23 protein-coding genes are annotated in these 24032 nt (G+C 59.6%); 9 read left to right on the top strand and 14 right to left on the bottom strand.

The genetic code is table 11. The annotated features are described in order from the left end of the window. Nucleotides 1–24: 24 nt before the first annotated feature. Nucleotides 25–597 (top strand): xanthine phosphoribosyltransferase, encoded by a 573-nt coding sequence (locus ACZZ0D_RS25215; RefSeq protein WP_016985833.1) that lies wholly within the window; start codon nucleotides 25–27, stop codon nucleotides 595–597. Nucleotides 598–918: 321 nt separating this feature from the next. Here the strand turns inward: ACZZ0D_RS25215 and srmL are convergent, their stop codons facing one another. From srmL to dadA, 7 genes are all read right to left on the bottom strand, one after another. Further along, the gene (gene srmL / locus ACZZ0D_RS25210; protein ID WP_463554558.1) at nucleotides 919–2067 is read right to left on the bottom strand and encodes a PheS-related mystery ligase SrmL; all 1149 of its coding nucleotides are present in this window, start codon (nucleotides 2065–2067) and stop codon (nucleotides 919–921) included. A 235-nt stretch (nucleotides 2068–2302) separates the two neighbouring features. After that, entirely contained in the window at nucleotides 2303–4231 is a 1929-nt protein-coding gene (locus ACZZ0D_RS25205) for an acetyl-CoA hydrolase/transferase C-terminal domain-containing protein (RefSeq protein ID WP_463554557.1), read from the bottom strand. A gap of 495 nt (nucleotides 4232–4726) precedes the next feature. Then, nucleotides 4727–5143, bottom strand: coding sequence for a c-type cytochrome (locus tag ACZZ0D_RS25200; protein WP_430948063.1), 417 nt, complete (start codon nucleotides 5141–5143; stop codon nucleotides 4727–4729). A gap of 182 nt (nucleotides 5144–5325) precedes the next feature. Next, nucleotides 5326–5874 carry a cupin domain-containing protein gene (locus tag ACZZ0D_RS25195; protein ID WP_008086779.1) on the bottom strand — a complete coding sequence of 183 codons (549 nt, stop codon included), beginning with the start codon at nucleotides 5872–5874 and terminating at the stop codon, nucleotides 5326–5328. A gap of 88 nt (nucleotides 5875–5962) precedes the next feature. Then, nucleotides 5963–7036 (bottom strand): alanine racemase, encoded by a 1074-nt coding sequence (gene alr / locus ACZZ0D_RS25190; RefSeq protein ID WP_282353598.1) that lies wholly within the window; start codon nucleotides 7034–7036, stop codon nucleotides 5963–5965. A gap of 94 nt (nucleotides 7037–7130) precedes the next feature. Then, complete coding sequence (locus tag ACZZ0D_RS25185; protein WP_053125004.1) at nucleotides 7131–7484, bottom strand: RidA family protein; 354 nt, start codon at nucleotides 7482–7484, stop codon at nucleotides 7131–7133. Then, complete coding sequence (dadA, locus tag ACZZ0D_RS25180; protein ID WP_064389549.1) at nucleotides 7456–8760, bottom strand: D-amino acid dehydrogenase; 1305 nt, start codon at nucleotides 8758–8760, stop codon at nucleotides 7456–7458. Before dadA ends, ACZZ0D_RS25185 begins: the two co-directional genes overlap by 29 nt. Nucleotides 8761–8916: 156 nt before the next feature. On the opposite strand from dadA, the gene ACZZ0D_RS25175 reads away from it, so the two are divergent. Continuing rightward, on the top strand, nucleotides 8917–9405 hold the full coding sequence (locus tag ACZZ0D_RS25175) for an Lrp/AsnC ligand binding domain-containing protein (protein ID WP_003177284.1): 489 nt from the start codon (nucleotides 8917–8919) through the stop codon (nucleotides 9403–9405). A 118-nt stretch (nucleotides 9406–9523) separates the two neighbouring features. Here the strand turns inward: ACZZ0D_RS25175 and ACZZ0D_RS25170 are convergent, their stop codons facing one another. Further along, complete coding sequence (locus ACZZ0D_RS25170) at nucleotides 9524–9877, bottom strand: YkgJ family cysteine cluster protein (protein ID WP_038359217.1); 354 nt, start codon at nucleotides 9875–9877, stop codon at nucleotides 9524–9526. A gap of 148 nt (nucleotides 9878–10025) precedes the next feature. On the opposite strand from ACZZ0D_RS25170, the gene ACZZ0D_RS25165 reads away from it, so the two are divergent. Continuing rightward, the gene (locus ACZZ0D_RS25165; protein WP_159814935.1) at nucleotides 10026–11336 is read left to right on the top strand and encodes an NAD(P)/FAD-dependent oxidoreductase; all 1311 of its coding nucleotides are present in this window, start codon (nucleotides 10026–10028) and stop codon (nucleotides 11334–11336) included. Between the two features lie 128 nt (nucleotides 11337–11464). On the opposite strand, the gene ACZZ0D_RS25160 is transcribed toward ACZZ0D_RS25165, so the two are convergent. Then, entirely contained in the window at nucleotides 11465–11710 is a 246-nt protein-coding gene (locus ACZZ0D_RS25160; RefSeq protein WP_282353584.1) for a DUF1127 domain-containing protein, read from the bottom strand. Nucleotides 11711–11889: 179 nt separating this feature from the next. Here ACZZ0D_RS25160 and ACZZ0D_RS25155 point away from each other — a divergent pair, with 179 nt between their 5' ends. Together ACZZ0D_RS25155 and ACZZ0D_RS25150 are read left to right on the top strand one after the other, a co-directional pair. Next, a complete protein-coding gene (locus ACZZ0D_RS25155; RefSeq protein ID WP_463554556.1) occupies nucleotides 11890–13311 on the top strand; it encodes an aminotransferase-like domain-containing protein in 1422 nt (473 codons plus the stop codon). Between the two features lie 60 nt (nucleotides 13312–13371). Further along, nucleotides 13372–14940, top strand: coding sequence for a phospholipase D family protein (locus ACZZ0D_RS25150; RefSeq protein ID WP_463554555.1), 1569 nt, complete (start codon nucleotides 13372–13374; stop codon nucleotides 14938–14940). A gap of 86 nt (nucleotides 14941–15026) precedes the next feature. Here the strand turns inward: ACZZ0D_RS25150 and ACZZ0D_RS25145 are convergent, their stop codons facing one another. Together ACZZ0D_RS25145 and ACZZ0D_RS25140 are read right to left on the bottom strand one after the other, a co-directional pair. Next, a complete protein-coding gene (locus ACZZ0D_RS25145) occupies nucleotides 15027–16172 on the bottom strand; it encodes an MFS transporter (protein WP_463554554.1) in 1146 nt (381 codons plus the stop codon). A gap of 299 nt (nucleotides 16173–16471) precedes the next feature. Continuing rightward, nucleotides 16472–17965, bottom strand: a complete 1494-nt coding sequence (locus ACZZ0D_RS25140; RefSeq protein ID WP_008086799.1) for an aldehyde dehydrogenase — start codon at nucleotides 17963–17965, stop codon at nucleotides 16472–16474. Nucleotides 17966–18205: 240 nt separating this feature from the next. Between ACZZ0D_RS25140 and ACZZ0D_RS25135 the strand changes: the two genes are divergently transcribed. Beyond that, entirely contained in the window at nucleotides 18206–18568 is a 363-nt protein-coding gene (locus ACZZ0D_RS25135; RefSeq protein WP_463554553.1) for a cupin domain-containing protein, read from the top strand. A 182-nt stretch (nucleotides 18569–18750) separates the two neighbouring features. Here ACZZ0D_RS25135 and rpmG read toward each other — a convergent pair whose 3' ends face one another. Beyond that, a complete protein-coding gene (rpmG, locus tag ACZZ0D_RS25130; protein WP_003177274.1) occupies nucleotides 18751–18906 on the bottom strand; it encodes a 50S ribosomal protein L33 in 156 nt (51 codons plus the stop codon). Nucleotides 18907–18917: 11 nt separating this feature from the next. Continuing rightward, nucleotides 18918–19151: a 50S ribosomal protein L28 gene (gene rpmB / locus ACZZ0D_RS25125; RefSeq protein ID WP_007920377.1), complete on the bottom strand. Its 234-nt coding sequence runs from the start codon at nucleotides 19149–19151 to the stop codon at nucleotides 18918–18920. A gap of 448 nt (nucleotides 19152–19599) precedes the next feature. Between rpmB and ACZZ0D_RS25120 the strand changes: the two genes are divergently transcribed. Next, a complete protein-coding gene (locus ACZZ0D_RS25120; RefSeq protein WP_463554552.1) occupies nucleotides 19600–21186 on the top strand; it encodes an ABC transporter substrate-binding protein in 1587 nt (528 codons plus the stop codon). Between the two features lie 136 nt (nucleotides 21187–21322). Here ACZZ0D_RS25120 and radC read toward each other — a convergent pair whose 3' ends face one another. Beyond that, complete coding sequence (gene radC / locus ACZZ0D_RS25115; RefSeq protein WP_053125027.1) at nucleotides 21323–21997, bottom strand: RadC family protein; 675 nt, start codon at nucleotides 21995–21997, stop codon at nucleotides 21323–21325. Nucleotides 21998–22132: 135 nt separating this feature from the next. On the opposite strand from radC, the gene coaBC reads away from it, so the two are divergent. Together coaBC and dut are read left to right on the top strand one after the other, a co-directional pair. After that, nucleotides 22133–23341 (top strand): bifunctional phosphopantothenoylcysteine decarboxylase/phosphopantothenate--cysteine ligase CoaBC, encoded by a 1209-nt coding sequence (gene coaBC / locus ACZZ0D_RS25110; RefSeq protein ID WP_053125030.1) that lies wholly within the window; start codon nucleotides 22133–22135, stop codon nucleotides 23339–23341. Between the two features lie 5 nt (nucleotides 23342–23346). After that, nucleotides 23347–23802 carry a dUTP diphosphatase gene (gene dut / locus ACZZ0D_RS25105; RefSeq protein WP_008086463.1) on the top strand — a complete coding sequence of 152 codons (456 nt, stop codon included), beginning with the start codon at nucleotides 23347–23349 and terminating at the stop codon, nucleotides 23800–23802. The last annotated feature ends 230 nt before the right edge of the window (nucleotides 23803–24032 follow it).

The raw sequence follows: 24032 nt of genomic DNA, 5'->3' as shown, positions 1-24032 counted from the left end.
AAAGCGCCAAAAGAGGACAGCTTCATGGAAGCATTGCACCAGAAAATCCGCGAACAAGGCATTGTGCTTTCCGACCAGGTCCTGAAGGTCGACGCCTTCCTGAACCACCAGATCGACCCGGCCCTGATGAAACTGATCGGCGACGAATTCGCCGCGCTGTTCAAGGATTCGGGCATCACCAAGATCGTCACCATCGAAGCCTCGGGCATCGCCCCGGCGATCATGACCGGTCTGAACCTCGGCGTGCCGGTGATCTTCGCCCGCAAGCAACAGTCCCTGACCCTGACGGAAAACCTGCTGTCGGCGACCGTGTACTCGTTCACCAAAAAGACCGAAAGCACCGTGGCCATCTCCCCGCGCCACCTGACCAGCAGCGACCGCGTGCTGATCATCGACGACTTCCTGGCCAACGGTAAGGCCTCGCAAGCGCTGATCTCGATCATCAAACAGGCCGGCGCCACCGTGGCCGGCCTGGGCATCGTCATCGAGAAGTCGTTCCAGGGCGGCCGCGCCGAACTGGACTCGCAAGGCTACCGCGTCGAATCGCTGGCCCGCGTTAAATCGCTGACAGGCGGCGTTGTCACCTTCATCGAATAAAGCCACATCGCAATACCCTTGTAGGAGCCGAGCTTGCTCGCGAAGGCGTTGTGTCAGTCGATTATTTGACTGAACCACCGCTTTCGCGAGCAAGCTTTGCTCCTACAGTTGTTTTGGGACTGGCAGTTATTGCGCGGCGGCCTCTTGGCCGAATAGCGTCGATAATCAGCAACACTGCAGCACGTCGATATTTTCATCGAACAAAGCCGCACCGCAATTTCCCTGTGGTAGCGAGCCTGCTCGCGAAGGCGTCGTGTCAGTCAACCTATTCTTTGACTGATCCACCGCTTTCGCGAGCAGGCTCGCTCCCACAGGTAAGTCTCAAACCTTCGACAAATCCATTCTGTACCCCGCCCCCGGTACCCCTTCGTGCATCGCAGCTTGAATATCCGCGTACAAGGCATTCGCTTCACCGGTGGTAATCGAGCGAGAACAATCACGCAGCACCACATGCAAAAGCACATTCTCCTGACCCGGTAACATCCCGAGTCGCTCAATGGCCTGCGCCGGTAAATCCGAACGTGGCCAGCGCCCCTTGATGCGCATCTCCTCGATCCATCCAGAGCAATCCCCTGCCGCCTGCAACATCCTCTCGGTCAATACCTCTTCACTCAATCCCGGCGTTACTGCCAACGAGATATCGCGGGCAATCGACGGCAAACGGGATACCGCAGTCCACTGAACCAGATCATGCATCTGCGCCTGCACGCGCACATTCTGATCACGCAACAAACGAATATCAGGAATGCCTTTGCGCAACATCGTCAGGCGATCCAGCCCCATCCCAAGAGCGAGTCCGCCATGGCGCAGCGGATCAATCTGCAAACGCTGCAACAGCGACTTCGCGATACGCCCGCACTCAAGAACCTCGACCGGCACGCCATCATTCAACACATTCACTTCAATCCCGCCCTCGGTGTAGTGATGTGGACTGTCGCTATAAACCCAGGACTTTTCCGGGACGGCCGACTGCAAAATATCGCCGACAAGACGCAGTAAATGCTCATGGGATGCCAGCTCCGGGTCGCCCAATACCCAGATATCCATTTGGTGCGGCTCGGCGCAATGCCAACGATCTCGGCTATCACGCCTGAAGGTAATGCCTGGTGCTGCCAGCAAAATGGTTTGTCCCGGCCGACGAACCTCGGCGGCCTGCTGAAGCGCCGCAGGAATCTGGCTGGTGGTCTGCGTTCGCAAAAGCGAATGCTCATCGACCCAACGTGTGTGCTCGCTGCCAAGGGTAATTTCTGCCGGGTCGTAACCCAGCAAACCGTAGTTCTCTTCGGCGGACACGATCCTTGGCCCAACCTGCAACTGCGCTCGGGGCCAGCCTCTTGCTGCGAGTCCTTGAAGGACTTCATTGAGCAGTAGTCGGACTGCGTGGTCGGGTTGGTTCTTTTCGGTTAAGTCAGTGAGGAGTAAGGCCTGCTCGACAGACTCTTGTGGCAAGTATTTCTTCGATGCTGACACTCTGTACCCTCCGGATTTGCTGCTGGATAGACCACAGACAAACCTATCGACAGGCGAATGCCGACGACAATCCAAAAACTCAGTGATTGATGATTTTCAGAACGGGACTACGGATGACACTCCGTATTCATTCAGATTTAGGCGTAACTTGTGTAGGAGCTGTCGAGTGCAACGAGGCTGCGATCTTTTGATCTTTTAAAGATCAGGATCAAAAGATCGCAGCGTGCCGCAGCTCCTACGGGGTTTGGGTGGTGGCTTTTAGGCCGGTGAGGAGCAGGCGTTGGAAGAGGTCTTCTTTCAGGCCTTCCGGGTTTGTGAGTTGCATGCGTTCGAGGTGTTCGGGGTAGAGCGATGCCTCGGGGGCGTCGATGGCGGCTTTGCCCAGTTCGAGGATTTCGGTGAGTTTGAATTTGCTTTTTAGCCAGTTCAGCGCCCGCAGTAGATCCCGTTCGATCGGGGAGAAATCACAGCCCAGCGGGTACTCCGGAAACAGGTTTTTGTGCCGTGCGGCGATGGCTTGCAAACGCTGCGGCGTGTTCTCGGTGAAGCGCGGATCGAGGCGGAAATCCTTTGGCAGTTTGCCGACCTTTTGCGCTTGTTCGATCAGGCCCGGCTGGAAGCGTGAATCGCTGATGTTCAGCAGCGATTCGATCACTACGGCATCGGTTTTACCGCGCAGATCAGCGATGCCGTATTCGGTCACGACGATGTCGCGCAGATGCCGTGGGATCGTGCAGTGGCCGTATTCCCAGACGATGTTGGAGCTGACGTCGCCGCCGGATTCACGCCAACTGCGCAGGATCAGGATCGAGCGCGCGTCGTGCAACGCATGGCCCTGCGCGACGAAGTTGTACTGCCCGCCGACTCCGCTGAGTACTCGTCCATCCTCCAGTTGATCCGCCACGCCAGCGCCGAGCAAGGTCATGGTGAACACCGTGTTGATGAATCGCGCGTCGAGGCGCTGCAAGCGCTTGAGTTCTTCCTGCCCGTAGAGCTCGTTGATGTAGCTGATGCGGGTCATGTTGAATTCGAGGCGTTTGCTCAGCGGCAACTCGCGCAATCGCTCGTAGAAACTGCGCGGGCCGAGAAAGAAACCGCCGTGCACGGAAATGCCGTCGGTTTGCGCCGCTTCGTCGAGGGTGCCGGCGTTGGCCTGCTCCTGCGTCGGCACATCGGGGTAAACCTTGCGCCGGATGATCCCGGCATCCGCCAGCACCAGCAGGCCGTTGACGAACATTTCGCTGCAACCGTACAGGCCTTTGGCGAATGGCCCGGTGCCGCCCTCGCGGTTGATCAACTGTGCCCACTGGCTGAGGTTGATGTCGTCGAGCAACGCCTGATAACCGGCGTTATCCGCCTGACGTGCGAGCAACGCTGCGGTGAGGGCATCGCCCATCGAACCGATGCCGATCTGCAACGTACCGCCGTCGCGCACCAGCGTACTCGCGTGTAAACCAATGAAATGATCTTGAAACCCCACCGGCATGTTCGGCGTGGAAAACAGCGTGCTGCTGTCCTTTTCGTCGATCAGCAGGTCGAAGGTGTCGATGTCGACTTCGGCGTCGCCGGGCATGTACGGCAGATCGGTGTGCACTTGGCCGACCAGCAAAATGGTCTCCCCGTCTTCGCGGCGCTTGGCGATCATCGGCAACAGATCGAGGGTGATGTCGGGGTTGCAGCTCAGGCTCAGGCGATCCGGGTGTTCGCTGCTGCTGGCCAATAACTGCGCCACCAGATTCAGCCCGGCGGCGTTGATGTCGCGGGCGGCGTGGCTGTAGTTGCTGCTGACGTAATCCTGCTGGGCCGGCGCGCTGTTGAGCAGGCTGCCGGGCTGCATGAAGAACTGTTCGATGCGGATGTTGGCGGGCAGGCTGTCGCGGTGCAGGTCGGCGAGGAAATCGAATTCCGGGTAGTCACCGAAGACGCGCTCGACGAAGGGTTCGATGAAGCGCTTTTGCAAGCCGTCGCCCAACGCCGGGCGACCGAGGCACAGCGCGGTGTAGATCGTCAGCTGCCGCTGGGGCAGGCCTTTGATCCGCCGGTACAGCGCGTTGACGAAGTGATTGGGTTTGCCCAGGCCCAGTGGCATGCCCATGTGGATATGCGCCGGCAAGCGCGCCAGCACGTCGTCCACTGCTAATTCGATCGAACACAACTGCACCATCTGAAGCCTCCTGCCCGTTCCGTGAATAGGGGTAGACCGAGATTGCCTTGAGTTTGCTGCAAAGAACAGCCCCAAAGTCCTGGACAATTGTCGGCCACAGGAGGTGTTTATGGCTGGAGCTTGCTTGCCCTCACCCTAGCCCTCTCCCGGAGGGAGAGGGAACTGAATGGGGGATATTTGGGAGATACGCCGACTTGAACGTGATGTACCGAATCCATAGTCGCTAAGGTCTTTCAGGTCGATGTCGGACGCAAGAAACCGCGGTCGTCCCCTCTCCCGGAGGGAGAGGGGACTGAATGGGGGATATTTGGGAGGTACGCCGACTTGAACGTGATGTACCGAATCCATAGTCGCTAAGGTTTTTCAGGTCGATGTAGAGCGTCAGACACTGCGGTCGGCCCCCTCTCCCTCCGGGAGAGGGCTGGGGTGAGGGGCTCTTGAATCGCAGGCACAAAAAAACCGTCCGAAGACGGTTTTTTTCATCAGATGCACGCCTTATTTCAGGCCGGACATCTTCTCGATCGCACCCTTCAACTCAGCATCCGAGCAATCGGCGCAGGTGCCTTTCGGCGGCATCGAATTGATACCGGTGATGGCTTTGGCAAGGATGCCATCAAGGCCGCCCTGGTGATCAGCACGCTCTTTCCACGCGGCCGTGTCACCAATTTTCGGCGCACCCAACAACCCGGTACCGTGGCAAGCGTTGCAATGTTTGGCAATCACTTCGTCGGGGGTTTTCGCGCCGCCACCGCCGCCGGCAGTCGCAGCCACTTCCATCCCTTTGCATTCCTGACCTTGAACGCACACCTGGCCGACAGGCTCGAGGCGTTTGGCAATGTCGTCATTCGTCGCAGCTTGAGCGCTGACAGCCCAGAGGGCCAGTACGGTTGCTGGTGCAGCCAGCATTTTCATAATTAGGTTCACGCGTTCACCCTCAATGGTGGCTATTCACGCCTGCGGCCACGGTTCGCAGGCGGGCGCAAGTATAGCGGGTAGCCCGCCACACTGAAACAACCCCATGATTAAAGGGGTCTTGTTGCGCATCGGTAAAACAGCTTGGGTGCCTTTGCCGTAGTGGCCTGGCGCCTCTTGGTTTAAAAGTTTGCCGGCGTGGCTGCGCTGATTAGTCGCGCAGGCAAGTCGAACGGATTACGGAAACGATGCGGCTTGGTACTTTCAAAGTAGTAGCTGTCGCCGGCTTCGAGAATAAAAGTTTCAAGGCCCACCACCAATTCCAGACGACCTTCCACCAGAATCCCGGTTTCTTCGCCCTCATGGGTGAGCATTTCTTCGCCGGTATCGGCGCCCGGCGGGTAGATTTCGTTGAGGAACGCGATGGCGCGGCTGGGGTGCGCGCGGCCGACCAGTTTCATGGTCACGGCGCCGTCGGAAATGTCGATCAGCTCGTTGGCCTTATAGACGATCTGGGTCGGAACTTCCTGCAGGATTTCTTCGGAAAAGAACTCGACCATGGACATGGGAATGCCGCCCAGCACCTTTCTCAGCGAACTGATCGAAGGGCTGACGCTGTTCTTTTCGATCATCGAAATGGTGCTGTTGGTGACGCCCGCGCGTTTGGCGAGTTCACGCTGGGAAAGCCCTTTGAGCTTGCGGATCGATTGCAGTCGTTCACCGACGTCCAAGGCGCGAGCCTCCTGATGTTGTAAGAATATTGAGCGTTATCATGGCGACAGCGTTCAGTATTTACAACACTTGGCCCCCGCAGCGGCGTCAACCCTCGGAATAGAGCCTTGGCACTCGACGCAGGTTGCAGAAGATCTGGTACGGGATGGTGTCGGCCCACTTCGCCACTTCACTGGCGAGGATATTTTTCCCCCAGAGCTCAACGGTCGAACCGAGACCGGCTTCCGGCACATCGGTAAGATCGATGCAAAGCATGTCCATCGACACGCGACCGATAATGCGACTGCGTTTACCCGCCACCAGAACCGGGGTGCCGGTCGGCGCCTGACGCGGGTAGCCGTCGGCGTAACCCATGGCAACCACGCCGATGCGCATCGGTTTGTCGGTGATGAATTTGGCGCCATAGCCCACCGGCTCACCGGCCGGCAGTTCGCGCACGCTGATGACTTTCGATTCGAGGGTCATCACCGGTTGCAAACGATCGGCAACAGCATTGGCTTCTTCGAACGGGGTCGCGCCGTAGAGCATGATGCCCGGACGCACCCAATCACTATGAATCTGCGGCCAACCAAGTACGGCAGGCGAGTTGCGCAGACTGACTTCAGCCGCCAGCCCCTGACGCGCCGCTTCAAATACCGCGACTTGCTCGGTGCTGCTCTGCGCGTGCAGTTCATCGGCGCGGGCGAAGTGGCTCATCAAGACAATTTTCGCCACTTTGCCGCTGGCCAGCAGACGCTGATAAGCCGCGGGATAATCCTTTGGATGCAAACCGACGCGGTGCATGCCCGAATCGAGCTTCAGCCACACGGTGATCGGTTTGCTCAGCGCTGCCTGCTCGATCGCTTCGAGCTGCCAAAGCGAGTGCACCACCGTCCAGAAATCATGCTCGACGATCAGCGCCAGTTCATCAGCTTCAAAAAAGCCTTCCAGCAACAACACCGGCGCACGAATGCCAGCGGCGCGCAGCTCCAAAGCCTCTTCGATGCAAGCCACGGCAAAACCGTCGGCCTCGGCTTCCAGCGCCTGGGCGCAACGCACCGCGCCATGTCCGTACGCATCGGCCTTGATCACCGCAAGCGCCTTGGCGCCGGTGACTTCGCGGGCAATTCGGTAGTTGTGGCGCAGGGCTTGAAGGTCGATCAGGGCACGGGCAGGACGCATGGCGGCAGACTTCTAGGCGGTCATGGGAATAAAAACCGGCGCCGACTGACGACGTGAACCGCCAACAGCGCCGGGAGAGGGATCTTTACAACAGTTACGGCAGCGCGGCAACGATAGAGATCTCTACCAGAATGCTCGGCTTGGCCATTTTCGCCTCAACGGTCGCGCGGGCCGGGGCGGCGCCTTTTGGCAGCCACTGATCCCACACCGAGTTCATCCCGGCGAAGTGCTCATCGATGCCGTTCAGGTAGATCGTTGCCGACAACAGGTGTTGCTTATCGGTGCCGGCCAGATCCAGCAATCGCTCGATATTGGCCAGAACGTCGCGGGTCTGCTGTTCAATCCCGGCATTGAAGTCGTCGCCGACCTGCCCGGCCAAGTACACGGTGCCGTTGTGGCTGACGATCTGACTCATGCGCTCATTGGTGAGCTGGCGCTGGATTGACATGTTTTGCGGACTCCTGAATTTTGTTGCCGTAACGGGAAATATCGAGGCCTTCGGCGCTGATCTGTGGCTTTTTCTTCGCCATCAGGTCGGCCAGCAAACGGCCGGAACCGCACGCCATAGTCCAACCGAGGGTGCCGTGACCGGTGTTGAGGAACAGATTCTTGAACGGCGTGGCGCCAACGATCGGCGTGCCATCCGGCGTGGTCGGACGCAGACCGGTCCAGAAACTCGCTTCGGCCAGATTACCGCCCTGAGGATAAAGGTCGTTGACGATCATCTCCAGGGTTTCGCGGCGGCGCGGGTTCAGCGACAGGTCAAAACCGGCGATCTCGGCCATGCCGCCGACGCGGATGCGGTTGTCGAAGCGGGTGATCGCGACCTTGTAGGTCTCGTCGAGAATAGTCGACGTCGGCGCCATCGCCGGGTTGGTGATCGGCACGGTCAGCGAGTAACCCTTGAGCGGATACACCGGGGCTTTGATGCCCAGCGGCTTGAGCAGTTGCGGCGAGTAGCTGCCGAGCGCCAGCACGTAGCGGTCGGCGGTTTCCAGCTTGCCGTCGATCCACACACCGTTGATGCGATCACCGGCGTAATCGAGTTTCTGGATGTCCTGGCCGAAGCGGAATTCGACACCGAGCTTCACGGCCATTTCGGCGAGACGCGTGGTGAACATCTGGCAGTCGCCAGTCTGATCGTTCGGCAGGCGCAGGGCACCGGCGAGGATGTCAGTGACACCCGCCAGCGCTGGCTCGACGCGGGCAATGCCGGCGCGGTCGAGGACTTCAAACGGCACGCCGGATTCTTTCAGCACGGCGATGTCTTTGGCGGCGCCATCAAGCTGCGCCTGAGTGCGGAACAACTGAGTAGTACCGAGGCTGCGGCCTTCGTAGGCGATGCCGGTTTCGGCGCGCAATTCGTCGAGGCAGTCGCGGCTGTACTCGGACAGACGCACCATGCGCTCCTTGTTCACCGCGTAACGGTTGGCGGTGCAGTTGCGCAGCATCTGCGCCATCCACAGGTACTGGTCGATGTCGGCGGTGGCTTTGATCGCGAGAGGGGCGTGGCGTTGCAGCAGCCACTTGATCGCCTTCAGCGGTACGCCCGGCGCGGCCCACGGCGAGGCGTAGCCCGGCGAGACCTGGCCGGCGTTGGCGAAACTGGTCTCCATGGCCGCAGCCGGCTGCCGGTCGACCACCACTACTTCGAACCCGGCACGGGCCAGATAGTAAGCACTGGCGGTACCGATGACGCCGCTACCCAAGACCATTACGCGCATTTTTGTATCCCTCATCGCGGCGGGGCCGCGTACGTCTGTTGTTAGAGCAATGATGCGCGCAGTGTAAAAAAGAAATGCCAGTGCTTTTCACTATATAAGCGCCTATATTTGGCGACAATTCTCGGCAAAAACCCTTTTCACGGAGGCGCATCCCCTATGCGTACCAACACTCAGACCAAACGTGAGCTGGACAAGATCGACCGCAACATCTTGCGGATCCTGCAGGCGGACGGGCGGATTTCCTTTACCGAACTGGGCGAAAAGGTCGGGCTCTCGACCACGCCGTGCACCGAGCGCGTGCGGCGTCTGGAGCGCGAAGGGATCATCATGGGCTACAACGCCCGGCTCAATCCGCAGCACTTGAAGGGTAGCTTGCTGGTGTTCGTCGAGATCAGCCTCGACTACAAATCCGGCGACACGTTCGAGGAGTTCCGCCGCGCGGTGCTGAAGTTGCCGCACGTGCTGGAGTGCCATTTGGTGTCAGGGGATTTCGACTATCTGGTGAAGGCGCGGATTTCCGAGATGGCCTCGTACCGCAAGCTGCTGGGCGACATTCTGCTGAAGCTGCCGCATGTGCGGGAGTCGAAGAGTTATATCGTGATGGAAGAGGTTAAGGAGAGCTTGAGCCTGCCGATTCCAGACTGAGATCTTTGGTGCCTGACCCGGCCTCTTCGCGAGCAAGCCCGCTCCCACATTTGGAATGCATTCCCCTGTGGGAGCGGGCTTGCTCGCGAAGGCCACGACTGGTTTCCGAGTGAACCCGTTAGACCAGCACCTGCCGATTCGCCGCCATGTACTCGAATATCTGCTTCTCCACCCGTGGATGAATCAGTTCCACCGGCCGCCGCTCGTTCGGGCAAGGCAAAGTCTTGGTCGTGCCGAATAACCGGCAAATCAACGGCCGCTCTTCATACACCGTGCAGCCATTCGGCCCCAGGTGCACGCAGTTCAGCTCTTCCATCGCCGCATCCTGCTCGGCGCGGGTCTTGCGCGGCAGACGGGCCATTTCTTCCGGCGAGGTGGTCACCGGCCCACAGCAATCGTGGCAGCCGGGCACGCACTCGAACGAGGGAATCTGCTGGCGCAAGGTGCGGACTGTCTGGCTGTTGCAGCTCATCGAAACGGTAACCAAGATGAAATAGGCGGCAATTGTGCCGCAAAAGCCGTGATCCAGACACCGCAGGCCGACCAGTGTTGCCCCCGTTCGGGCGTGCGGCTTATGCTCCGTCAAATTTTCTCGACACCCCCGCCTCAGGATGACGCCCATGACCGCCCGCGCCCACACCTCCGCGAGCCAACCTCACGTTGCCTCTTACTACGCCGCCAGCAGCTTGCCGCAGCCGGATCATCCGCTGCTGCAAGGCGACGTGGTGGCCGACGTCTGCGTGGTCGGCGGCGGCTTTTCCGGGTTGAACACGGCGCTGGAACTGGCTGAACGCGGGCTCAGCGTGGTGTTGCTGGAAGCGCACAAGATCGGCTGGGGCGCCAGCGGTCGTAACGGCGGGCAGTTGATTCGCGGCGTCGGCCACGGTCTCGATCAGTTCGCCAACGTCGTCGGCAGCGACGGCGTGCGCGAGATGAAACTGATGGGCCTGGAAGCGGTGGAAATCGTCCGCCAGCGCGTCGAGCGTTTTCAGATCGCCTGCGACCTGACCTGGGGCTACTGCGACCTCGCCAACAAACCATCCGACCTCGAAGGTTTTGCCGAAGACGCCGAAGAGTTGCGCAGCCTCGGCTATCGCTACGAAACCCGTTTGCTGCAAGCCAACGAGATGCACACGGTGGTCGGCTCCAAGCGCTATGTCGGTGGTTTGATCGACATGGGTTCAGGGCATCTGCATCCACTCAATCTCGCTCTGGGCGAAGCAGCGGCGGCGCAGCAATTGGGTGTGAAACTGTTTGAACACTCGGCAGTAACCCGTATCGATTACGGCCCGGAAGTCAAAGTCCACACCGCCCAAGGTTCGGTGCGGGCGAAGACGCTGGTGCTCGGCTGCAACGCTTATCTGAATGATCTGAATCCGCAACTCAGCGGCAAGGTTTTGCCCGCCGGCAGCTACATCATTGCCACCGAACCGTTGAGCGAAGAGCAGGCGCACAACCTGCTGCCGCAGAACATGGCGGTCTGTGATCAGCGAGTGGCGCTGGATTACTACCGACTCTCGGCGGATCGTCGCTTGCTGTTCGGCGGTGCCTGCCATTATTCGGGGCGTGATCCGAAAGACATCGCGGCGTATATGCAGCCGAAGATGCTCGAAGTGTTCCCGCAACTGGCGGGCGTGAAAATTGATTATCAGTGGGGCGGGATGATCGGCATCGGCGCCAACCGTCTGCCGCAGATTGGCCGGCTCAATGACCAGCCGAACGTGTATTACGCCCAGGCCTATTCCGGGCACGGGGTGAATGCCACGCACCTGGCGGGCAAGTTGCTGGCTGAGGCGATCAGCGGGCAGCACGGCGGTGGCTTTGATCTGTTTGCCAAGGTGCCGCACATCACCTTCCCGGGTGGCAAGCATTTGCGCTCGCCGTTGTTGGCGTTGGGGATGTTGTGGCATCGCCTCAAAGAGTTGGTCTGAGCCCCCCCCCTCTGTTGATCGTTCCCACGCTCTGCGTGGGAATGCATCCAGTGACGCTCTGCGTCACAGCGGACGCAGAGCGTCCGGGGCGGCGTTCCCACGCAGAGCGTGGGAACGATCGGTGTCGTTCAGATCTGCCAGAACGGCTTCAACCCCTCCTCCTGCGCCTGCTCACGCGTCAACCCGATGTCCTTGAGCTGATCCGCCGTCAGGTTCAGCAACGCCCTGCGCGTGTGCAGACGATGCCACATCAGACCCCAGCGGCTCAGGCCGGACGGTGCGTTACGCATGATCTCATTGCGCGCACGATCCTTCTGCCCTGCCGCCAGTTCCTGACTGTGTAACGTCAGCCGCACATCGCTCAAGCCGTTCATTTTTGTCGCTCCTGTTTACTTGGGTAGCCAGAGATTCCATGATGCGCGGGCGAGCAAAACCATTACAGATTCAAAGCGACTGTAATAACTCCATACAGATTTACCGCTTTGCAGACTGAATTGACGATTTTTCTCGCATCTGTACTGGTCTTCCGAATCACCTGCACCGAGGCAGCGCAATGACCCTCTACGTAAACCTCGCCGAATTGCTCGGCACGCGCATCGAACGAGGCTTCTATCGCCCCGGCGACCGCTTGCCGTCGGTGCGCGCCTTGAGCGTTGAGCACGGGGTCAGCCTGAGCACGGTGCAGCAGGCCTATCGCATGCTCGAAGACAGCGGACTGGCCACGCCGAAACCCAAGTCCGGCTACTTTGTGCCGGTCGGTCGCGAGTTGCCGGAGCTGCCTGCCGTGGGCCGTCCGGCGCAGCGGCCAGTGGAAATTTCGCAGTGGGATCAAGTCCTCGAATTGATTCGCGCGGTACCGCGCAAGGACGTCGTGCAACTCGGTCGCGGCATGCCCGACATCAGCACGCCGACCATGAAACCGTTGTTGCGCGGCCTCGCCCGCATCAGCCGTCGCCAAGACATGCCCGGTCTGTATTACGACAACATCCACGGCACCCTCGAACTGCGCGAACAGATTGCCCGGTTGATGCTCGATTCCGGCTGCCAGTTGAGCGCCAGCGACCTGGTCGTGACCACCGGTTGCCACGAAGCTTTGTCCACCAGCATTCACGCGATCTGCGAGCCGGGCGACATCGTCGCGGTGGATTCGCCAAGCTTCCACGGCGCCATGCAGACCCTCAAAGGTCTGGGCATGAAAGCCTTGGAAATCCCCACCGACCCACTCACCGGCATCAGCCTCGAAGCGCTGGAACTGGCGCTCGAACAATGGCCGATCAAAGCCATCCAGCTCACCCCGAACTGCAACAACCCGCTCGGCTACATCATGCCGGAGTCGCGCAAACGCGCGCTGCTCACCCTCGCCCAACGCTTTGACGTGGCGATCATCGAAGACGACGTCTATGGCGAACTGGCCTACACCTACCCGCGTCCGCGCACGATCAAATCCTTCGACGAAGATGGCCGCGTGCTGCTCTGCAGTTCGTTTTCCAAGACTCTCGCGCCGGGGCTGCGCATTGGTTGGGTCGCGCCGGGGCGATACCTCGAGCGCGTGCTGCACATGAAATACATCAGCACCGGATCGACCGCGCCACAGCCGCAGATCGCCATCGCCGAATTTCTCAAATCCGGCCATTTCGAACCGCATTTGCGGCGCATGCGCTCGCAATACCAGCGCAATCGCGACGTGATGATTGATTGGGTGACTCGTTACTTCCCCGCCGGCACTCGCGCCAGTCGCCCGCAAGGCAGCTTCATGTTGTGGGTCGAATTACCGGAAGGTTTCGACACACTGAAACTGAATCGTGCGCTGCTCGACCAAGGCGTACAGATTGCTGTTGGCAGCATCTTTTCCGCCTCGGGCAAGTACCGCAATTGCCTGCGCATGAACTACGCTGCCAAACCGACGGCCCTGATCGAAGACGCCGTGCGCAAGGTCGGTGAGACAGCCACCCGACTTCTTGCCGAAGCCGACTGACTTTTTCTCAGACTTCAGCGTCCATATGCCGACCCTAGCCGCCAACCGGAAAAATCCTACGTGAGCTTCAGACAGCCCCTCTTCGCTTTGCTGATACTCACATTGTTTCTAGGCGGCTGTGCCAGCCTCGATGTGCCGCGCGAGCCAAGCCAGGCTTTGCCGGCCTCCAGCTCGAGCTTTGGCCGTTCAATTCAGGCACAAGCTGCGCCGTACAAAGGGCAGTCCGGTTTCCGCCTGCTCTCCAACAGCACCGAATCTTTCACTGCCCGCGCCGAGCTGATCCGCCACGCGCAGGTCAGCCTCGATTTGCAGTACTACATCGTCCACGACGGCGTCAGCACGCGAATGCTCGTCGAGGAATTGCTCAAGGCTGCCGACCGTGGCGTGCGCGTGCGAATCCTGCTCGACGACACCACCAGCGATGGCCTCGACCAGATCATCGCCACGCTGGCGGCGCATCCGCAGATCCAGATACGCCTGTTCAACCCCCTGCATCTGGGCCGCAGCACCGGCGTGACGCGCGCGGCTGGGCGCCTGTTCAACCTGTCGCTGCAGCACCGGCGCATGCATAACAAATTGTGGCTGGCGGACAACAGCGCGGCCATCGTCGGCGGGCGCAATCTGGGCGATGAGTATTTCGATGCCGAGCCGAACCTGAATTTCACCGACATCGACATGCTCAGCATGGGGCCGGTGGCCGAGCAGCTCGGGCACAGTTTCGATCAATACTGGAACAGCGCGCTGAGCAAGCCGATCGATGAATTTCTCTCGAGCAAACCGACCGCCAAAGACTTGCAGAACACCCGCACGCGCCTGGAAGAATCGCTGGAAGAAACCCGCCAACAGAATCACGCGCTGTATCAGCAGTTGATGACCTTCACCACCGAGCCGCGCATGGACATCTGGCGCAACGAACTGATCTGGGCGTGGAATCAGGCGCTGTGGGACGCGCCGAGCAAGGTACTGGCCAAGGATGAGCCGGATCCGCACTTGCTGCTGACCACGCAATTGGCGCCGGAACTGAAAAACGTCAGCAAAGAGCTGATCATGATCTCGGCGTACTTTGTGCCGGGGCAACCGGGGCTGGTCTATCTGACCGGGCGCGCCGATGCAGGTGTTTCCGTGAGCCTGCTGACCAACTCACTGGAAGCCACCGACGTGCCGGCGGTGCACGGTGGGTACGCGCCGTATCGCAAGGCGCTGCTGGAGCACGGTGTGAAGCTATATGAGTTGCGGCGCCAGCCTGGGGATAACGATGGCAGCGGCCCGCATGTGTTTTACAGCAAGTCGTTCCGCGGTTCGGATTCGAGTTTGCACAGTAAGGCGATGATTTTTGATCGACAGAAATCGTTTATCGGCTCGTTCAACTTTGATCCGCGTTCGGTGTTGTGGAATACCGAGGTCGGGGTGTTGGTGGACAGTCCAGAGCTGGCTGAGCATGTGCGTGAGTTGGCGTTGCAGGGTATGGCGCCGGCGTTGAGTTATCAGGCGAAATTGCAGGATGGTCAGATTGTCTGGGTCACTGAAGACAATGGCCAGATACATACGCTGACCAAGGAGCCGGGGAGTTGGTGGCGACGGTTTAATGCGTGGTTCAGCACCACCGTCGGCCTGGAACGCATGCTTTAAAAAGCCAAAGATCGCAGCCTTCGGCAGCTCCTACAGTTTGAAATGCATTCCCCTGTAGGAGCTGCCAAAAGCTGCGATCTTTTGATCTACGCAGGCTCGGTCACCGGGCCGAATGCCCCCTGACGCAACAGCAATATCACCAACCCAAACGCCCCGATCGCCATCAACAGCGGCAACGCATGCCCGCTGATCCACTGACTCCCCGCCCCCGCCGCCAACGGCCCGATCAGGCAACCCACGCCCCACAGTTGCGCGATATGCGCATTCGCCCGCACCAGCGCATCGTCGCGATAACGCTCGCCAATCAAGATCAGCGACAGCGTAAACAACCCGCCAGCACTGGCACCAAACAGCACCCACAGCGGCCAGATCAGCAGCGTATCGAGCAACAGCGGAATCGCCAGACTCGACAACATCAACACCACCGCGCAACCCGCGAACAGCGTGCGCCGCGACAGGTAATCGGCCAATGCGCCAATCGGCAGTTGCAGCAACGCATCACCGACCACCACGGTGCTGACCATCGCCAAAGCGATCTCGGCGGTGAAGCCTTGTTGCAGGCAATACACCGGCAGCAGCGTCAGGATCATCGCCTCAAACGCGGCAAACAATGACACCGCCCAGGCAATCGCCGGCAGATCGCGAGCAAAGCTCCACAAATCGCGGAACGTCACGCTGCTCGCTTCACTGCTTGGCGCACCGCTGCGACCCAACAACAGCAACGGCGAAACCAGCAGCAGGCCGACGCCGACCCAGAATCCGTAATCGTCTTCAGTGCCGAGCGCGCCCAGCAGTAACGGGCCAGACAACTGGCTCAACGCATAGCTGCTGCCATACAGCGCCACCAAGCGACCACGCCAGTTCTCGACCACCAGTTGATTGATCCAGCTCTCGCCGAGGATGAACACGATGGTCAGGATCACGCCGATCATCAGCCGCAGCACCAACCAGATCGGATAGCTCGGCAGCAGCGCCAGCAAGCCGATCGACAACGCGCCCGCCCACAGGCACAGGCGCATCAGGTTCGCCGTGCCGAAGCGCGCCGCCAGATGACTGGAAATCTTCGCGCCGAGCAACACGCCAATCGCCGGCATCGCCGCCATCACACCGATGGCGAAGGAACCGTAGCCCCAGCCCTCCAGACGCAATGACACCAACGGCATGCTGACCCCCAGGGCCACGCCGACACTCAAGACAGACGCCAACACGGCGAAATACGTCGCCCAACGCATGTTCCACGCTCCTGTGGATTATTTTTTTATGTGCACCACAAAACCACTGTGGGAGCAAACCTTTGTGGTGAGGGGATTTATCCCCGTTGGGTCGCGTAGCGGCCCCAAAACCTGCAAGCGCGATGTATCAGGTACACCGCGCGCACTGATTTTGCGACTGCTTCGCAGCCGAACGGGGATAAATCCCCTCGCCACAAAAGCTCGCTCCCACAGGGATATCTGTTTGGTCAGGAAGCCCGCTCACACAGGGGATCTCTGTTTGGCAGGAAGCCCGGCCTGACCGGGCTCCCTTTAACGGCTTACAGCTTGATCCACGTCGCTTTCAGCTCGGTGTATTTGTCGAACGCGTGCAGCGATTTATCGCGGCCGTTGCCCGACTGCTTGAAGCCACCAAACGGTGCGGTCATGTCGCCGCCGTCGTATTGGTTGACCCACACGCTACCGGCGCGCAGCGCTTTGGCGGTCAGGTGGGCCTTGGAGATGTCTTGCGTCCACACCGCAGCGGCCAGGCCATACGGCGTGTCGTTGGCGATCTGGATGGCTTCTTCAGCGGTATCGAAAGCGATAACCGACAGCACTGGCCCAAAGATTTCTTCCTGAGCGATCTTCATCGCGTTGCTCACGCCGTCGAAAATCGTTGGCTCAACGTAAGTGCCGCCGGTTTCCTGAAGAATGCGCTTGCCGCCGGCGACCAGTTTGGCGCCATCGGTGTGACCGGATTCGATGTACGACAGCACGGTGTTCATCTGCTGCGTGTCGACCAGCGCACCAACGTTGGTCGCCGGATCCAGCGGGTTGCCCGGTTTCCAGGCTTTCAACGCCTCGATCACCATCGGCAGGAATTTGTCCTTGATCGAACGCTCGACCAGCAGACGCGAACCGGCAGTGCAGACTTCGCCCTGGTTGAAGGCGATGGCACTGGCAGCGGATTCAGCTGCGGCTTGCAGATCCGGCGCATCGGCAAAGACGATGTTCGGGCTCTTGCCACCGGCTTCGAGCCAGACGCGTTTCATGTTCGATTCGCCGGAGTAGATCATCAGTTGCTTGGCGATCTTGGTCGAACCGGTGAACACCAGCGTGTCGACATCGTTGTGCAGGGCCAGCGCCTTGCCAACGGTGTGACCGTAGCCCGGCAGCACGTTGAGCACGCCTTTCGGAATGCCGGCTTCAACGGCCAGCGCGGCGATGCGGATGGCGGTCAGCGGGGATTTTTCCGACGGCTTGAGGATCACCGAGTTACCGGTCGACAACGCCGGGCCGAGCTTCCAGCAGGCCATCATCAGCGGGAAGTTCCACGGCACGATGGCGCCGACCACACCGACGGGCTCGCGGGTTACCAGACCGAGCTGATCGTGCGGCGTCGCTGCCACTTCGTCGTAAATCTTGTCGATCGCTTCACCGCTCCAGCTCAGCGCTTGCGCCGCGCCCGGAACGTCGATGTACAGCGAATCGCTGATCGGCTTGCCCATGTCGAGGGTTTCGAGCAGGGCCAGTTCTTCGGCGTGCTGCTTGAGCAGGCCGGCGAAACGGATCATGGTGGCTTTGCGTTTGGTCGGTGCCAGACGCGACCACACGCCGGAATTGAACGTGGCGCGAGCGTTTTCCACAGCGCGCTGCGCGTCGGCGGCGTCACAGCTGGCAATCTTGCCGAGCAGACGGCCATCGACCGGGCTGATGCACTCGAAGGTCTCGCCGGAGACGGCGTCGGTGTATTCGCCATTGAGATAGGCGCGGCCTTCGATTTTCAGGTCGCGGGCGCGTTGTTCCCAGTCGGCACGAGTCAGGGTGGTCATTTCGAGTGTCCTCCGCTTATTGAATACGAGCGCCGCGCGATCTTCGCCAGCGTCCTCAAGAATTCTGCCCGGCCAGCCGGTTATTTCGGCCAGAGGCACCCGCCACCCTAAACCAGCGGCCGGGGTTGTTTCAATATATTTGACATAAGGTGGCCATACGGCCTTGCGGTGTTGATTTTAATCAACATAGACTTTGGCCCTTTCCAGCCAATCGCGCCGTATTCACAGGGGATAACAACAATGAACATCCAGAACGTCGTCGACATCAGTCTGACCAGCAGCGGATCCGAACGCTATCGCCCGGATCCGGCGAAAGTGCTCAAGGGTGATCCGGAACAAGCTGTGTTCCATCAGTACGACAGTCCGTGTGGGCAGATGGGCGTTGGCGTGTGGGAAGGTGCGGTTGGGCAGTGGACGGTGAATTACACCGAGCACGAATACTGCGAGATTTTGCAGGGCGTTTCGGTACTGCGGGACAGCGATGGCAATGCCAAGACCTTGCGTGTTGGCGACCGGTTTGTGATTCCGGCGGGGTTTCGTGGCACTTGGGAAGTGCTGGAGGCTTGCCGCAAGATTTATGTGATTTTCGAACAGAAGGCTTGAGGATTTTTGCTGGCTGATCCGGCCCTATCGCGAGCAGGCTCACTCCTACAGGTGACCGCATTCCAATGTAGGAGTGAGCCTGCTCGCGATGAGGCACGCACAGACAACCGCAGAAACCGGAGGCAACAAAAAAGGCCCGCATCGTGAGATACGGGCCTTTTTTGTAAGTCGGGAAAAATCAATTACTTGATTTTGCCTTCCTTGTAGATCACGTGCTTGCGAACAACCGGATCATATTTCTTGATCTCGATTTTGTCCGGGGTAGTACGCTTGTTCTTGTCGGTAGTGTAGAAGTGACCAGTACCGGCGCTCGAGATCAAACGAATCAATTCACGCATGATTAGCTCCCTTAAATCTTGCCATCGCGGCGAAGTTCGGCGAGCACGACAGTGATGCCACGCTTGTCGATGATACGCATGCCTTTGGCAGATACGCGCAGACGCACAAAACGTTTCTCTTCTTCAACCCAGAAGCGGTGATGCTGCAGGTTCGGCAGGAAACGACGACGGGTTTTGTTGTTTGCGTGGGAAATGTTATTCCCAGTCACCGGACCCTTACCGGTAACTTGACATACTCTCGACATGCCTCAGCCCTCTAAAACCACATGCCCAACCCGGCATGGGTTGGCCGCTTAATCTCTCAGTCATTTGGCGCCAGGCGCCGCGTTTCTTTAGAGGTCTTACCGGCTACACCTACAGTGAAGGAACCGGGCCCCTAGAAAAGAGCGCTGCTTTATACCAGAAAGACCGGGGTGCAACAACTTTCCGTGTGCAATCAATCCACAAAAAAGCGCTTTTTCGACCTGCGAACGCTTTGGATAAAGGCCGGCACCGGTTTTTACCACTCGTCGAAGAAAATCGTCTGCACACGGCTTTCAGACTTTTTGCGCAGCGCCGTGGTCTGAAAAACCGCCATCACTGTGCCCTTAAAATGCAAAAAGGGGATAGTCATTTGTAATCCAGCCCTCTAGGGTAGGCCTTTTCCAGACTGCACTTGCAGATGGGCCTTCGATCTGTAAAAGGAAACCGACCATGCGCCTCGCTGCCCTACCCCTGTTGCTCGCCCCGCTCCTGCTGAGCCCTCTGGCCCAGGCCGCCGCGCTGAGCGTCTGCACCGAGGCCAGCCCGGAAGGGTTCGACGTGGTGCAATACAACTCGCTGACCACCACCAACGCCTCGGCCGACGTGCTGATGAACCGTCTGGTGGACTTCGACACCGCCAGCGGCAAAGTCGTGCCGAGCCTGGCCGACAGTTGGGAAGTCAGCACCGATGGCCTGACGTATGTGTTCAAACTGCATCCGCAGGTGAAATTTCACACGACCGACTACTTCAAACCCAGCCGCGAGCTGACCGCTGAAGACGTCAAATTCAGCTTCGATCGTATGCTCGACCCGGCGAACCCGTGGCACAAAGTCGCCCAGAGCGGTTTCCCGCACGCGCAGTCGATGCAGTTGCCAGCACTGATCAAGAAGATCGACGCCCTCGATCCGCTGACCGTGCGCTTCACCCTTGATCACCCGGACTCGACGTTCCTGGCGACCCTGAGCATGGGCTTCGCCTCGATCTATTCCGCTGAATACGCCGACAAACTGATGAAGGCCGGCGCGACGGACAAGCTCAACAGCCAGCCAATCGGCACCGGCCCGTTCGTGTTCAATCGTTTCCAGAAAGACGCGGCGATCCGCTACAAGGCCAACCCGGACTACTACGGTGGCAAGCCTGCGGTCGATCCGCTGATCTTCGCCATCACCCCGGACGCCAACGTGCGCCTGCAAAAGCTACGACGCAACGAGTGCCAGATCGCCCTGTCGCCGAAACCACTCGACGTACAAGCCGCGCTGAAAGAGCCGACATTAAAAGTCGAAAAGACTGACGCGTTCATGACCGCTTTCGTTGGCATCAACAGTCAGCATCCGCCGTTGGACAAGCCGGAAGTGCGTCAGGCGATCAACCTCGCCTTCGACAAGGCCAACTACATCAAGGCTGTGTTTGAAGACACCGCCGAAGCCGCCAACGGCCCTTACCCGCCGAATACCTGGAGCTACGCAAAGAGCCTGCCGGGCTATCCTCATGACATCGCCAAAGCCAAGGCGCTGATGGCCAAGGCCGGTTTGAAGGATGGGTTCCAGACCACCATTTGGACGCGTCCGTCGGGCAGCCTGCTCAACCCGAATCCAAGCCTCGGCGCACAGATGCTGCAGTCGGATCTGGCAGAGATCGGTATTCAGGCGGAAATCCGCGTGATCGAGTGGGGCGAGCTGATTCGTCGCGCCAAGGCGGGCGAGCATGATCTGTTGTTCATGGGCTGGGCCGGCGATAACGGTGATCCGGATAACTTCCTCACGCCGCAGTTTTCCTGCGCGGCGGTCAAGTCGGGGACTAACTTCGCGCGCTACTGCAATGCCGATCTGGACAAGCTGATCAGCGCCGGCAAGACCACCAGCGAACAAGGTGTACGCACCAAGCTGTACGAGCAGGCGCAGGCGCAGATTCAGCAGCAGGCGTTGTGGTTGCCGCTGGCGCACCCGACCGCGTATGCGCTGACGCGTAAGGACGTGCAGGGCTACGCCGTCAGCCCGTTTGGCCGTCAGGACTACTCCAAGGTCAACCTCAAATAACCGATCACACCGCAGATCCCAATGTGGGAGCGGGCTTGCTCGCGAAGGCGTCATATCAGTCAACAATTGTGTTGAATGATCTAGCGCATTCGCGAGCAAGCCCGCTCCCGCAGGGGGTTGCGTTTTTCTTTGAGGATTACATCCAGCCACACTCCGCCATCGACAGCGGCTCGCCGTCACCGATGATGAAGTGATCGAGCACCCGCACATCAATCAAATCCAAAGCTTTCTGCAGTCGCTTGGTCAGCAACCGATCTGACTGACTCGGATCCGTGTTCCCCGACGGATGGTTATGGCAGAGGATCACCGCCGCCGCGTTGTTAGCCAACGCACGCTTCACCACTTCCCGGGGATGCACGCTGGTGTTGTCAATCGAGCCGCGAAACAGCGCCTCGAAATTCAGCACCTGATGTTTTGAATCGAGAAACAGACAGCCGAACACTTCATGAGGCTCATGCCTCAGCATGGCTTTGAGGTAATCACGAACGACCTGTGGATTTTCCAGCGCAGGCTTCTCGCGCGAGCGTTCGGCCAGATGCCGCTTGCCCATTTCTTGCGCCGCTTGCAGCTGCGCGTACTTTGCGGGGCCCAAACCCAATTGTTTGCTGAAGGCATCCTGATCGGCCTCAAGCAACAAACGCAGGCTGCCGAACTGACTCAACAAATGCCGCGCCAGATCCACCGCACTTTTCCCCGGCACGCCGGTACGAAGGAAAATCGCCAGCAGTTCCGCATCCGAAAGGCTCGCCGCACCTTGTTCCAACAAGCGTTCCCGCGGGCGTTCAGCCGCGGGCCAATCACGAATACTCATAGCACTTCCCTGTCAGTGGGCGCCGCTGTTCCGTAGCGGTCGCTGTGATATCTTAGCCCATCTTTTTTGCGGGCGGATTCACCCTGGGGAGGGGGTTTCGCCACGTATGTCACCCACGAAATGAAAGGCAGACCTATGCAGCGGCTGTATCGGAAACGCATCGTTCTGGGCGTCGGCGGCGGCATCGCGGCCTACAAGAGCGCCGATCTGGTTCGTCGCCTGATCGATCAGGGCGCCGAAGTGCGCGTGGTCATGACCCACGGCGGCGCCGAATTCATCACCCCGCTGACCATGCAGGCGCTGTCCGGCCACCCGGTGCACCTCGACTTGCTCGACCCGGCCGCCGAAGCCGCGATGGGCCACATCGAGCTGGCCAAGTGGGCCGATCTGGTGCTGATCGCCCCGGCCACCGCCGACCTGCTCGCGCGTCTGGCGCAAGGCATTGCCAATGATTTGCTGACCACGCTGGTGCTCGCCACTGACGCTGTCGTCGCTGTCGCGCCGGCCATGAATCAGGCGATGTGGCGCGATCCGGCGACCCAGGCCAACCTGCAACTCCTGGAAAGCCGTGGCCTGAAGACCTTCGGCCCGGCCTCGGGCAGTCAAGCCTGCGGCGACGTCGGCATGGGCCGGATGATGGAAGCCACCGACCTCGCACAGTGCGCGGCAGACTGCTTCCAGCGCCAGGCACTGACCGGCAAACATGTGGTGATCACTGCCGGCCCGACTCAGGAAAACATCGATCCGGTGCGCTACATCACCAACCACAGCTCCGGCAAAATGGGCTTTGCCCTCGCCGAAGCAGCGGTTGAAGCCGGCGCCCGCGTCACGCTGATCAGCGGCCCGGTGCACTTGCCGACCCCAGATCGCGTCACGCGTATCGACGTGGTCAGCGCCCGCGACATGCTCGCGGCGTGTGAATCGGCGATCCCGTGCGACGTGTTTATTTCCTCGGCAGCGGTTGCGGACTACCGCCCGGAAGTCATCGCCCCGCAAAAACTCAAGAAAGATCCTACGAGCGGTGATGGCTTCGTCCTGCAAATGGTGCGCAATCCAGACATTCTGGCCACCATCGCGACCCGTCCCGACCGTCCGTTCAGTGTCGGCTTTGCTGCCGAGACCGAACACCTGCTCGACTACGCTGCACGCAAGCTGAAGGACAAGAATCTCGATTTGATCGTCGCCAACGACGTCGCCAACCCGAGTATCGGTTTCAACAGCGAAGAAAACGCCTGCAGCGTGATTGACCGTGAGCTGCACGCCACGGTTTTCGCCCAAACCAGCAAGAGCAAGATCGCTCGCCAACTGGTCACTTTTATCGCCGAACGTCTGAACCAGGTTTAATTTACATGCACGCTTTGCAAGCCAAGATCCTCGACCCACGCATCGGTACCGATTTCCCGCTGCCGCAATACGCCACCCCGGGCTCCGCCGGCCTCGACCTGCGCGCCATGCTGGAGCAGGACATCGTGATCAAGCCGGGTGAAACGGTGCTGATCCCCACCGGCCTGTCGGTTTACATCGGCGACCCGAACCTTGCCGCGCTGATCCTGCCGCGCTCGGGCATGGGCCATAAGCACGGCATCGTGCTGGGCAACCTCGTCGGCCTGATCGACTCCGACTACCAGGGCCCGCTGATGGTGTCCTGCTGGAACCGTGGCCAGAGCGATTTCACCATGACCGTCGGCGAACGTCTGGCGCAACTGGTGCTGGTGCCGGTGGTACAGGCGCACTTCGAAATGGTTGAAGAGTTCGTCGAAACCGAACGCGGCACCGGCGGTTTTGGCCATACCGGCACCAAATAACCGGATGAATCTCCTGTAGGAGCTGCCGCAGGCTGCGATCTTTTGATCTTGATCTTAAAAAACAAAGTCAAAAGATCGCAGCCTTCGGCAGCTCCTACAGAAGAGAAATTTGTTCAATTTGTGCGACAGGTTTTAACACCGTAAATCAAGGTTTTGCCGGCCGAAAGCCACGCCAGCCGAGGCGTCATGGCCCTTTCATACCACGAACTCTCTGTGGAAAACGCCGTCAT

This window comes from Pseudomonas sp. AC193, assembly GCF_979258075.1.
This window is presented reverse-complemented; position numbering and strand designations above follow the sequence as displayed.